Source organism: Pseudomonas sp. RL_105y_Pfl2_101 (assembly GCF_963970585.1).
Classification (GTDB): Bacteria; Pseudomonadota; Gammaproteobacteria; order Pseudomonadales; family Pseudomonadaceae; genus Aquipseudomonas.
The window spans coordinates 104,055-115,840 of record NZ_CAXAPG010000003.1 but is presented as its reverse complement, the minus strand read 5'-3'; the positions used below and the strand labels follow the sequence as shown (position 1 = coordinate 115,840).

The 11,786-nt window shown below is 58.2% G+C and carries 12 protein-coding genes and 2 pseudogenes; 8 read left to right on the top strand and 6 right to left on the bottom strand.

Annotated elements, in window-relative coordinates; all coding sequences use genetic code 11:
* Window positions 1-97: 97 nt before the first annotated feature.
* Entirely contained in the window at window positions 98-1,048 is a 951-nt protein-coding gene (locus AACY31_RS05410) for a GlxA family transcriptional regulator (RefSeq protein ID WP_339481814.1), read from the bottom strand.
* Between the two features lie 266 nt (window positions 1,049-1,314).
* Here AACY31_RS05410 and AACY31_RS05405 point away from each other — a divergent pair, with 266 nt between their 5' ends.
* Together AACY31_RS05405 and AACY31_RS05400 are read left to right on the top strand one after the other, a co-directional pair.
* Window positions 1,315-2,037 (top strand): pirin family protein, encoded by a 723-nt coding sequence (locus AACY31_RS05405; RefSeq protein ID WP_339504066.1) that lies wholly within the window; start codon window positions 1,315-1,317, stop codon window positions 2,035-2,037.
* Window positions 2,038-2,417: 380 nt separating this feature from the next.
* Entirely contained in the window at window positions 2,418-2,834 is a 417-nt protein-coding gene (locus tag AACY31_RS05400) for a hypothetical protein (RefSeq protein ID WP_339481816.1), read from the top strand.
* 117 nt (window positions 2,835-2,951) lie between these two features.
* Here AACY31_RS05400 and AACY31_RS05395 read toward each other — a convergent pair whose 3' ends face one another.
* Window positions 2,952-3,995 carry a GlxA family transcriptional regulator gene (locus AACY31_RS05395; protein ID WP_339481817.1) on the bottom strand — a complete coding sequence of 348 codons (1,044 nt, stop codon included), beginning with the start codon at window positions 3,993-3,995 and terminating at the stop codon, window positions 2,952-2,954.
* A gap of 293 nt (window positions 3,996-4,288) precedes the next feature.
* Between AACY31_RS05395 and AACY31_RS28855 the strand changes: the two are divergent.
* From AACY31_RS28855 to AACY31_RS28845, 4 genes and pseudogenes are all read left to right on the top strand, one after another.
* Window positions 4,289-5,371: pseudogene (locus AACY31_RS28855) on the top strand (HAMP domain-containing protein); the annotation flags it as partial.
* Window positions 5,372-5,377: 6 nt separating this feature from the next.
* Window positions 5,378-6,232 (top strand): methyl-accepting chemotaxis protein, encoded by an 855-nt coding sequence (locus AACY31_RS28850; RefSeq protein ID WP_445261525.1) that lies wholly within the window; start codon window positions 5,378-5,380, stop codon window positions 6,230-6,232.
* A gap of 344 nt (window positions 6,233-6,576) precedes the next feature.
* Complete coding sequence (locus AACY31_RS05385; protein WP_003203536.1) at window positions 6,577-6,840, top strand: hypothetical protein; 264 nt, start codon at window positions 6,577-6,579, stop codon at window positions 6,838-6,840.
* An 81-nt stretch (window positions 6,841-6,921) separates the two neighbouring features.
* Window positions 6,922-7,008 (top strand): hypothetical protein, encoded by an 87-nt coding sequence (locus AACY31_RS28845; RefSeq protein WP_442963079.1) that lies wholly within the window; start codon window positions 6,922-6,924, stop codon window positions 7,006-7,008.
* Window positions 7,009-7,176: 168 nt separating this feature from the next.
* Here the strand turns inward: AACY31_RS28845 and AACY31_RS05380 are convergent, their stop codons facing one another.
* Window positions 7,177-7,401, bottom strand: coding sequence for a ribbon-helix-helix domain-containing protein (locus tag AACY31_RS05380; RefSeq protein WP_339481819.1), 225 nt, complete (start codon window positions 7,399-7,401; stop codon window positions 7,177-7,179).
* A 124-nt stretch (window positions 7,402-7,525) separates the two neighbouring features.
* On the opposite strand from AACY31_RS05380, the gene AACY31_RS05375 reads away from it, so the two are divergent.
* Entirely contained in the window at window positions 7,526-9,547 is a 2,022-nt protein-coding gene (locus AACY31_RS05375) for a DKNYY domain-containing protein (RefSeq protein ID WP_339504064.1), read from the top strand.
* On the opposite strand, the gene AACY31_RS05370 is transcribed toward AACY31_RS05375, so the two are convergent.
* Together AACY31_RS05370 and AACY31_RS05365 are read right to left on the bottom strand one after the other, a co-directional pair.
* Window positions 9,544-10,584, bottom strand: coding sequence for a zinc-dependent alcohol dehydrogenase family protein (locus AACY31_RS05370; protein WP_339481821.1), 1,041 nt, complete (start codon window positions 10,582-10,584; stop codon window positions 9,544-9,546). The two genes, AACY31_RS05375 and AACY31_RS05370, sit on opposite strands and share 4 nt — an antisense overlap.
* A gap of 118 nt (window positions 10,585-10,702) precedes the next feature.
* The gene (locus AACY31_RS05365; protein ID WP_003203548.1) at window positions 10,703-10,942 is read right to left on the bottom strand and encodes a YceK/YidQ family lipoprotein; all 240 of its coding nucleotides are present in this window, start codon (window positions 10,940-10,942) and stop codon (window positions 10,703-10,705) included.
* Window positions 10,943-11,178: 236 nt separating this feature from the next.
* Here AACY31_RS05365 and AACY31_RS05360 point away from each other — a divergent pair, with 236 nt between their 5' ends.
* Window positions 11,179-11,547 carry a hypothetical protein gene (locus tag AACY31_RS05360; protein WP_339492787.1) on the top strand — a complete coding sequence of 123 codons (369 nt, stop codon included), beginning with the start codon at window positions 11,179-11,181 and terminating at the stop codon, window positions 11,545-11,547.
* A 51-nt stretch (window positions 11,548-11,598) separates the two neighbouring features.
* Here the strand turns inward: AACY31_RS05360 and AACY31_RS05355 are convergent.
* Window positions 11,599-11,763: pseudogene (locus AACY31_RS05355) on the bottom strand (alcohol dehydrogenase catalytic domain-containing protein); the annotation flags it as partial.
* Between the last annotated feature and the right edge of the window lie 23 nt (window positions 11,764-11,786).

Below are 11,786 nucleotides of genomic sequence, written 5' to 3'. Positions count from 1 at the left end.
AAGGGTTCGCCGTTATCTTGGCAGGCACAGGCCTCAGGACAATGCTGGCACAGGGAGCGTCACGGACATCACGGTGCCCTGGACGGACATCGATGGCTCAACTGAACTGCTGGCGATACTGCACCGGGGTCAGGCCGAGTTTTTCACTGAACAAAAAGCGCATGTGCCGCACACTGCCGAAGCCACTGCGAAACGCCACGGTCTTGAGCGGCAGGTCGGTGGTTTCCAGCAACTGACGCGCCCGGTCGATGCGCGCACCTTGGAGGAACTCCATGGGCGTCATCTTCACTTCACGGGCAAAGACCCGGGCGAAATGCCGCGAGCTCATGGCGGCCAACGCGGCCATGCGCTCGATGGTGAAGGGTTCTTCCAGATGTTCCATCACATGATTCTGCACGCGGGTAATGGCCGACTCCTGTGTCGCCACCGCCGCCACCGAGGGGCTGAATTGCGCCTGTCCGCCCTGGCGTTTCATCACCACCAGCAACACCTTCGCCACGTCCAACGCGACCTTGCGACCGTGGTCCTGAGCGACGATGGACAAGGCCATGTCGATCCCGGCGGTGACGCCGCCGGAGGTGATCAGGCGCCGGTCCTGCAGGAAGATCTTGTCGGTTTCCACCAGGGCCTTGGGGAAACGTTGTATCAGCCGTTCGGTGTAATGCCAGTGGGTGGTGACGCGATAACCGTCGAGCAAGCCCGCCTCACCGAGCACAAAAGCCCCGGTGCAGATGGAGCCGTAGCGCGTAGCCCGTTGCGCCGCGGCCCGCAGCCAAGTGTGCAGCCCCGGATGCTGGTCGTTATAGGCCCCCGGCCCGCCCGGTACCAACAACACGTCATAAGCCGCCCATGCCTGGTCGATATGGATATCGGCCTGCACCGTCACGCCGTTGGAGGCTCGTAACGCCCCGCGCTCGGTGCCCAGGGTCAGCAGTTGATAACGCTGATCCGCTGCGAGGTAACGATTGGCGATGGAAAACACCTCCAGAGGCCCGGCCATGTCGAGCAGCAAAAAATCCGGGTACAGCACCATTGCAACGGTTTTCATCGGGGATACGCCAAAAAATCCAGAACGTGTAGATGTCCCATGTGGGAGATTCTATGTTGCAGGCTCGCTCCCACAGGTTATAGAGCCTCAAAGCCTCAGCATTATGTCGAAGCGAAGCTTCAGCCGGTAGGCATTATCGATTGTCCACCCAAAGCGGACAGTCTTTCATTTTTAACCTACTTATTGAACATCTGGATAACCATTAACCTTCTTCTGAACCCGGCGAACGGCCCAGTCGTCGCCCACAGACATCAGGAGAATTGATCATGCTGACCCTTCGCAAAGCTTCGGATCGCGGCATTGCCCGTCACGGCTGGCTGACCTCGTTCCACACCTTCTCGTTCGCCAGCTACCGTGACCTCAACGAACAGGGCTTCTCCGACCTGCTGGTCATCAACGATGACCGGGTCGCCGCCGCCAAGGGTTTCGGTCAACATCCCCACCGGGACATGGAAATCTTTTCCTATGTGCTCGAAGGGGCGCTGGAGCACAAGGACACCCTGGGCACAGGCTCGGTCATTCGCCCGGGTGACGTGCAATTGATGAGCGCCGGCAGCGGCGTGGCCCACAGCGAGTTCAACCATAGCGCGGACGAACGGGTGCACTTCCTGCAGATCTGGATCGTGCCCAACGTCAGCGGTGCCACGCCACGCTACCAACAGGAGCATTTCAGCAGCGAGCAGAAACGCGGTCGCCTGCAATTGATCATCTCCACCGACGGTGCCGACGGCTCGCTCCTGGTGCGCCAGGATGCGCGGGTCTACGCCGGGTTGTTCGATGGCGAGCAAAGCGCCACCCTGACCCTGGTGCCGGATCGCTATGCCTACGTGCACGTGGCACGAGGCGCTGTCGAGCTCAACGGCATACCGTTACTGGAAGGTGATGGCGTGCGGGTGCGCGAGGAGCAGGTCCTGACCTTCAGTAACGGTCAGGATGCCGAGGTGCTGGTGTTCGATCTGCGGCCACAGGAACTGCCACAGATGCCATGAAGCCACCGAGAACCATTGTGGGAGCGAGCATGCGCCCACAATGTTTATCTCCCGCAATAAGTGAAAAAAACTCGAAAGTCCTGAATCCATGATCAATGACGTATTTCAGGCGAAAAACATCTAAAAAAAGTCGGGCAACTTGAAAAATCCAGGCTTTGCTAATGGAGAGCCGCGCATTGGGAGAAGGCCACTGGAGCGCCTCAAATGCGTTCGTCTGTTGCCACAAGCTTGGTCGATCTATAAAGTTCCCGGAAGAACCTCGACTCCGACCAATGGTCGTTGGATGCTATCCTGCGCGAATTGACCCAATGCGTGCGCCAAGGCAAAATGATTCCACTTTGCCATTGATTCTCCTGACTTGCTTATTCACGGAAGAAAGCATGAAAACCGCTATGTCCCTCGCTTTACTCTCCATTGCGTGCAGTGCAACTGCGGACGTCCAGAACATCACTTACCTCTACGATGATTCGGATGCCGTGTACTCCATCGTTTCGTTTGTCGACAGTGGTTCAGCCATCCAGGCCACCGTACAAAGATCGGGCGCTTACTTCACCAACTACACAAAGTTCGAACTCGACTGTGCCACCCGCAATGTTCGGCACATGGGGATGTACAACAGCCTTTCAGGGGTGGAAAAAGCTCAGTTCGACCAGATGGAAGGACGAATCGTCGACGGCTCGATAGCCGACGAAGTTGGAAAAGTGCTCTGCAAGGACACAACAACCATGACCGCTTCGCAAGCAGCGAAGCAAACTGAAGACCTGCCCACCGAAACACAAGCAGGCGATAACACCTGATTTATCTCCGTAGCGCGGGAGCTGTGCAGGAGCGCCTGCTCCCACACAGCTCTGGCGCTACAGCGCGGCAACGCCCTTTCCCCACGCTAAAAACTCATCTCTGATCTGCCAGCGTCTTCATCGCACGGTTTGTTTGCGCTCCGATTTCGAGCGGTAGCTACCCGGTGGCACACCAAAAAAATCCCGGAAACGACGCTGGAAGTGCGGGGAGCTGACGAAGCCTGTCGCCACGGCGATTTCGGTCACGGATCGATTGGTTTGCTGGATGAGCTGGCGGGCACGCGTCAAGCGCAGTTCCAGGTAATAGCGTGTGGGGGTCGCACCGAGAAAACTGCAGAACCGTCGCTCCAACTGCCGCTTGGAAATCTTGACGCACGCTGCCAGCTCATCGATGGTCAACGGCTCTTCTACGTTTTGCCACATCAGTTCCAACGCCAACTTGAGGCTTTCCGGCAGCGTCGGGTCGGTCTCGACGAAAACCGGAGGCAAGTCCGTCGCATCATCGCCTGACTCATCACAGCGAAGAATTTCCTCGATGGCGCCCACCAGCGCCGCCCCGCCCGTCTGGCGAATCAACTGGAGCATCATGCGCAGCGAACTGTTGGCGCCCGCGCAACTGACCCGCTCCCGATCAACGACATAGGCCCGGCTGGATACCTTCACATGGGGAAACACCTCCACCATCATGGCACGGCTTTCCGGATGAACAGCGCATTCGAAACCGTCCAGCAGATTGGCATCGGCCACGAAGAAGGCACCGTTCCACAACCCGCCCAGGATCGCCCCGGACGCCGCATGGGCGCGCAGCTTGCGGCGCAGCAAGGGATGACCTTGCAACTTCACGCGAAAGCCCCCGGCGACGATCAGCACGTCCTGGTTTTCCGGCATCTGCGCCAGTTCGATGTCGGTCGAGATGACAATGCCCAGGTCGCTCGTCACTTGCCCTCCTGAAACCCCCACCGTCAGCACCTCGTAGAGGGGCATGTCGTTCATCAGATTGGCGGTCACCAGCGCGTCCACCGCACCGGTGAAGGACATCATCGAGAAATTGTCCATCAATATAAACGCGACGCGGATCGGCGTCTGGCTGGCTGACGCTGATCCGAGCGGTCGATAAGCCATGTTCTTGTTTTTGAGTACGCTCTCGAATGCGCTTGGCATAGGGCCTCGTGAATACATTAAAGACGATGAGGATGTGCTGCACGTGGGCGCCTTGAGCCGCAGGGCGAAGGCGCAGAGCAGACCACGCTATCTTCCAGGCAAGTCAAGCCGGCTGCAATCGCGCCTGCGCCCCCTACTGATCGGCCCGCGCCAAAAGGGAACGCCTCAAGTGCCTATGACTTTGGTCGATACACTGGCAGTAGGCATGGGCGCTTTTCCCTTTAAGAGACTCGCAACGCCAAACACTGCTGTTTCCGCCGCTCCAACACTTAAAATATTCCGCGGGAGAAGTCATGAATATCAAACAAAAGCTGACATGGGCGTTCGCGACCATCGCCTGCCTCCCGGTTATCCTGGTGGCGGTGCTTGTCGTAATGAACCTGCGCGACGCCGCGAAGGCCAACTTCCTGGACAGCAGCGGCCGTGAAATCCGCCAGATCGACAACGGCATGAAGCAGTTTTTCGATGGGATCAGCCAGAACGTCGAATTCATCGCCAAGGATCCACGGATCGTCGCCGCCAAGGACTTGAAAAACTACTCGGGTGCCGACGCCGCACAAATCCCTCTCCCTGAGAACAATAAACAGCTTTTGGAGATCTTCGACAGATTCGCCAAGAGCCACCCGACCACCGCCTATCTTTCCCTGGGCCTGGCCGACGGTGGTTATGCCAGTTGGCCTGACGACCCCAAGATATCCAACTACGACCCACGGGTGCGTCCATGGTACAAGGCCGCCGTCGCCGCGCCGGGCACTACTGTACGGACAGATGCCTATTATTGGGCGCCGGATGATGTGTCCTTGATCGGCATCGTGCACACGGTTTCAGACGCCGCCGGCAAACTGGTGGGCGTGGTTGGCCTGGACGTATCGCTCAAGCAACTGACCGAACTGGTCAAGAACATCAAGCTGGGCGAAAGCGGCTACCTGATGCTGGTCGAAGCCAACGGCAACGTCCTGGTGGACGCCGCCGATGCCAAGCACAACTTCAAGCCGCTGGCCGACCTGGGCCCCAACTATGCCGAGCTGGCAAAAAGCAGCGATGGCGTGACCCAGATCGAGATCGACGGTGTGCCCTACATGGCCAACGTGGTCAGTTCCAAAGGGTTGGGCTGGCGCTTCATCGGCCTGATCAAACGCGATGAGGTGATGGCCAAGGCTTCGAGCCTGACTTGGCTGATCGCCGCCATTGCTGCCGCGCTGGCTGCGGTGTTCGCTTTGGTCGGCGCCAGTTTCGCCAGTGTGATCGTGCGACCGATTCGCGGTGTTGCCAACGGCCTGCAGGAAATCGCCGAAGGTGAAGGCGACCTCACCCGCAAACTCATCGTGCAAGGCAAGGACGAAACAGCCACCCTGGCGGGCTGGTTCAACCAGTTCCTGGGCATGATCGCGCAACTGATGCAGCGTATCGGCAGCGCCTCCTCCGACCTGCAAACTGCCGCAGCCGATACCAGCCACGTGGCCCAGAACATGAACGACGCAGCCGGGCGCCAGCGCCAGGCCGTGGAGCTGGTGAGCACCGCGTTCAACGAAATGGTCGCCACCGCCAACGAAGTGGCCCGTTCTTGCAGCCAGGCCGCCTCCAGTGCGGACGAAGGTTATCGCGATGTACACAATGGTCAGCATCACATCGGCGAAGCCACGGGCAGCGTGCTGAAACTGAGCGAAGACCTGCAACAATCGACCCAGACCATGCAGGCGCTGGAACAGGACAGCAAGAACATCAACACCATCCTCGACACCATTCGCTCGATCGCCGAACAGACCAACCTGCTGGCTCTGAACGCCGCCATCGAAGCGGCACGGGCCGGCGATCAAGGTCGCGGGTTCGCCGTGGTAGCCGATGAGGTCCGGGCGTTGGCACGGCGTACCGCCGACTCCACCGGTGAGATCGACAGCCTGCTGGGCAACCTCGCACGGCGCACCCAGGAAGTCACCCAACAGATGCAAAGCAGCCTGCAGGTGTCGCACACCAGCGTCGAGCGCATCCAGCAGGCCCGTGACAGCTTCGACAAGATCCGCAACTCGGTGGACTCGATTCGCGACCAGAACACCCAGATCGCCACAGCAGCAGAGGAACAACACCAGGTGGCCGAAGACATCAACCGGCACATCGCGCAGATCCATGCCGATGCGCAGTTGGTCGAGGAATTCGCCCACTCGGCGCAGACCGGCTCGGGGCGCTTGACCGATATTTCCGGGCAGCTCAAGGGCTTGGTGGGGCGCTTCAAGTTCTAGGCGCTAGTGCCTGGGAGAGCCAAGGATGGCTCTGATCTGATGACGACTGGGCGGTAGGGAAAGTCGCCGCACCTAACCTTTCGCCTTGACCGCATAAAGGCCACCGATGAGCGCCAATGTCGCCTTTGCGGTCCGAATGCCGGATAACGCTGATACACAAGTGTTCCAATTTTCCTTGGGGCAGACGTTCTAAGCGGGTGGGTCAGTCGTAAACCGGGGGGCGCCTCATCGCCCAGATCCGCAATAAACGCAGCTCACCCATACATCTAAAAAACGGACAATATCGGCCGATACCCAGGATAAGCCCCCGCGGCCGGGGCGCAGGATAAAACGGTGGGTCAGTCATGACAGAGATTTATTTGCTGATAGCGCACGGCACGGATCAGGGCGAAGCTTACGTTCTGGGCTGGTTCGATGACCGGAGCAAAGCCCGGGAAGTGGCCGAACAGAAAGAATGGGAAGCGTACCGCGCCAGCCTGAAGGAGAAACATCCATGGTCCAGCCACAAACCGCTGGCGCCGGATCAGACGGACTATCGCCGTTACTGGATCAAGACCATTTCCAAATTCGAGCATGTGCCGGTGCCAAGGTCCTTTGCGGTCCATTGATCATCGCGACTGAATATTCAACGAAACGCGCGTTATCGGTAGCGGTCTAGACGATTAAGCCCATCCGATGAGAGCGTTTTTATGTTGAAATTCCTTGGCGGTACCGTAGGTATCATTTTCCTGATTGGCCTGATCGTGGTAATTGCGCTGTTCAAGTTAGTTTTTTGAGCGTGGCGGCGGCCAGTGGCTTGGTTCTGGAGCTGGCGAAGCCTGCGATCTTTTGATCTTTCGCTTGGCCCCCAAGTGTCTGGGGAACGATCGCAGCCTCGTTGCACTCGTCAGCGCCTACATGGCTGCTACAGGCTCAGCGGCTCTGGAGGTTCGCGGACCTCATCCTCACCGTACTTTGGCCCATAGGCATTCAAAGTAGTCGCTATTGACTGGAACAGTGGGAGCCGACTCCACCCCAGCCAATACCAGACCGCGCAGGTGCTGTCGATTCTGATCCTTGTCAATGAGCTCTCGCACATATTCGCTACGGGTGCTGTAGCCTCGCAGGCTAACCTGAACATCCACGAAGGATTTGAGAGCGTCCGTCAGAGAGATGTTCAGGGTACTCATGACTTCGTCTGCTTTGGGAAAAACTTGCCGAAGTTTACACTCTTGGCCCGACCTCTCCAGTGTCGAGCTCGCGGAAAAACTGTAGTCCTTGGCTAGCAATGACAAACGTTCAGGTCTCAATACTATGACAGACATAGAGACGGCTATTGCTGACTGGGAGCCGCTGCAGCTTGAATGGCATCAAGGTTTCGCCTTCGTCGACGGTGTGCTGCTGGGCGACGGGCAAGTACCTGATGTGTACATCATGCTCAACCCCAAAGGTGCATACCCCGGCGCGATAGCACAATCTGCCAGCGCGGGGCATTATCCGCCCTCGCCCTTGTTTGCCGGTCAGCCGGTTTGGCGACATCGACGCAACCCCTGGGTCTTGCGCGACGCGCTGCGCGACTACTACCTGCTTCCATCCTACCGGGAGCGCCACGGCTACCACGCGCTTCAGGCCCTGCCGTTTCGCTTCGACAACGGCCTGGAAAGCCTTGGCTACCAGTATTGGCGTGACGCAACCGGCGCCTATTGGTTCGGCGACTACGCGATCACCCAAATCCCCGAGGCACGGCACGACAGCCTGGCCCTGCTGGCAGCGTCGCCGGCCTCGGTGACTTCAGCGTCTGCCCTGTTCAGCGATGGTGTGCATCTCTTTCTGCAAGGGCTATTTATCGCCAATGCCACAGCGCGGGTGCGGTATTGCAACCACCCTTTCTATCGAGTGATCGACGGTCAGGTCTACAAGGGCTTCAAGCCCCTGCACCAGAAGGACGGCATGCCGCTGACGATCGCAAACCCGGACGACTTCCAGATGCTCGCCCGTCGCTGGGGCACCGATGGGCAGTCGATCATCGTGCAAGCGCAGCAAGGCTCGAGCATTTCCTATGAATACTTCTACCGCATCGACAATGCCGACCTGGCGAGCTTCACCGTACTTAACGAACGCTACGCCAAAGACCGACACCGCGCCTATTACCTGACTGGCAAGAGCATTCGCTACGTTGGCGATTTCCACCTGCTCAAATGCTCGCAGCCAGTGTTTGATGAGTGCGGCCGCGTGGTCAGCACCGGCGAACACGAGGATGACTATTTTGCCGTGGACGACACCTTCGTCTACGCCGCCGGAACCCGTTTGCGTGACGCCCATGGTCCGAGTTTTCGCCACTTGGGGTTCGACTATTACCGTGATCATCAGCACGTCTACAGGCGCCAGAAACGCCTCGATGTCGACGTAGAAAGCTTCGTAGTGACCCAGCTCTATCGCAATGACCAGCATTACTCACCCGCGCTGGTCGGTGACAAGCACGGCCCGCTGGGCTCTGGCGGCATCATCGATACGGCCATGCAAGAGGCATGGGCGCCTTACTTCGAGGCCCATCCGCAGTTGAAGGACTATTGGTGGCACCGCCTGCAGGCCCTGTCTGAAGAATCGCAAACGCCTGCAGAAACACTGCCCTTACGTGCCATCGGTCTCGGTTTCGAGCTGGGCCGCCAGGTGTATTTCCATGGACGTGTGATCAATGGACTGGACGCGGCGAGTTTCAAACTGCTGGACACGCACCTGTGCGGCGATGCCCAGGGCTTGTATCTGATCCCGTTTCATAACGCCGAAACCGAGGTACCTGAGCGGTTTTCCCAGGAGCCCGCGGAGCATTTCCGCTCACTGGGTGCCCCCTACCTGACTGACGGTAAGACCGTGTTCTGTCACCGAATTTTTTACCACCGCCCGGAACCGATTCGTAAGGCGCAAGCGGCCACGTTCGAGTCCTGTGGTCATGGTTGGGCCAAGGATCGGGATGCGGTGTATTACTACGGCGAGGCGAAAAAACGGCTACATCCCGCGGATACCCGCATTCTCGGCAGCTATGCCATCAGCCCTACCCTGATTCTCTCGGAAGGCAAACCACTGGATGTGGCATTCGACCCTGATGAAGTCCGCGTGCCGCATCCCGACTTCCTGCAACTGGGCACGCGTAAATTGTTCTGCCACCGACGACCGCTGAGCGCCAAACGGATCGACCTGGCAACCCTCCGATTCCTGAATGACCGCTACGCCCGTGACCAACATCGAATCTATCACTACGACGGTTATGCAACCTTGACCGAAGTCGACGAAGCGCATTATCGGGAATCGCTCGGCCAGCCGGTGACGAACGCCTAGAACTGCGTCACGACCGTCACCCCTGCCGTGTCAAACCGGTCCATGTTCATGAGCGCATCAATCGATTGTTCGAGGCTGATGGTCTTGCCGACCAGTTTTTCAGGCGCCAGCTTGCCGGACGTGATCATCTCCATCATCGCGCCGTAACGGTGAGCCTGCATGCCATGGCTGCCACAGATCTCAAGCTCGTAGGCAATGACCTTGCTCATTGGGATTGCCGGCGTGCTGTGGTCCGCCAGCATCAAACCGACCTGGATATGCCTGCCACGCCGTCTCAAATTATTGATGGAGTTGAAGCACGTCGTTGGATGACCCAGGGCATCCAGCGAAACGTGAGCGCCACCCTTCGTAATCTCGAGCACCGCCTCGGTGACATCCGCCACCCGGCTTGCGTTGACCGTCGCGACGGCGCCGAGCGACTGGGCAAGCTTGAGCTTATCGTCGGAGATATCGATGGCGATAACATTCGCCCCAATAGCGTGGGCGATCATCACCGCAGACAACCCCACACCGCCACAGCCATGAACCGCCACCCACTGGCCCGCCGTGACCTTGCCTTGATCGACAACAGCGCGGAACGACGTAACGAAACGACAACCCAAGCTCGCCGCCGTGGCGAAGTCCATGTTTTCCGGTAGCGCGACCAGGTTCAAATCCGCCTTGTGAATCCCCACATACTCGGCGAAAGACCCCCAATGGGTGAAGCCCGGCTGAAACTGGCTGTGGCACACCTGCTGGTTGCCGCTATTGCATTCCGGGCAAGCCCCACAGCCACCGACAAAGGGAACGGTAATGCGATCGCCAACCTTCCACCGGGTGACATCCGTCCCCACCTCCGCCACGATCCCTGCCAATTCGTGACCGGGCACATGGGGCAACTGAATGTCAGGATCATGACCTTTCCAGCCATGCCAGTCGCTTCGGCATACCCCCGTGCCAAGGACCTGAACAACCACACCGTGACGTTCAGGGGTCGGGTCCTCGACGGTCATCAAACGGGGGGGTTGGGAAAAGGCTTCGTAAACTACGGCTTTCATGAAAATCCCTCTACTGTGCAAAAGCGCTATGCCTGAATCCGGGTTCGCGGACAGGCCAAATCGCAAACAAAAGCCAGCAGTAGCCACAGGCCCCACGACACGTACCAATCTCTGTCGCTTAGAGGTTGCAGCTGTACTGATATTCGAAGGGGAAGAATACGGTATCGACCACCAATGAAAAGGGTGCGTCGATAAGCAAAAAAGGGATCAGTTTTCCTTTGGATGTGCCCACCAGCCACCAGTCAAACCGCAGGCCGATGTAGGGACATCGGTGTTTGTCGTAATCCATCCGCATCGCGGTGGCCATGCAGCCGCTCAAGCTGGCGATCAGGATCAGCAGAATCACTTTTTGTAGCACGTAATGTCCTTATTGCTTCTTCGCGAAGAGGCTGCATAGACGCTTTCGCTAAAAGCGAGTCACCCTTCATGCCAGTGCGTAGAAGACTGCCCTTCCACGTCACCAACGTAGCCACCGCAACCTGGTGGGGGCGCTTACGCTCCACACTCCATGCCGGGTGCGCAGAGCGTGGACTTGAAGAAGATGCACAATGTATAAATCGGTTTTTTTACAACCACGGATGGGATCAACAAACGATGCACAAACAACTTTCAATGGCTGCAATGTCACTGACTTTTTACTGTACCTCTGCAGCAGCCCACTCCTATTCGGAGCTCAACACCCCCGACAAATCGGGTTTCATGTGGGGGAAGGTCTATCAGCATACAAAAGCGGCGTGCGGCACCTTGCCCGAAGATCTCGAAGACGACTATGCGAAAGCGATCCGACTCCTTTCCCAGGCCAGTCCCGAGTTTGGCCCAACCTATCAAGATGGCCTGAAACCCAGCGCAAAGAAGGATCCTTTGAGGTCAGTCGAGGAACAGGAGGATCTATGCGTAAAAGGTCAGGTAGGCCTTAGAACCCAGGTGAAGCTCGCACGATACTGGTTTTCTGCACAATGGTAGGCGGGCGGGCAGACCGTCGGCATTGATTCAGAGCGCTGCACTATCCTGCTATCGACGTCCAAGCTTGCACCGAGCGACATCCCTCCCCACCTCCGTCACGGTCCCAGCCAATTCGTGACCGGGTACATGCGGCAGCTGAATATCAGGATCATGACCTTTCCAGCCATGCCAGTCGCTTCGGCATACGCCCGTGCCAAGGACCTGAACAACCGCACCACATGGCCCTATGCCACTTATTT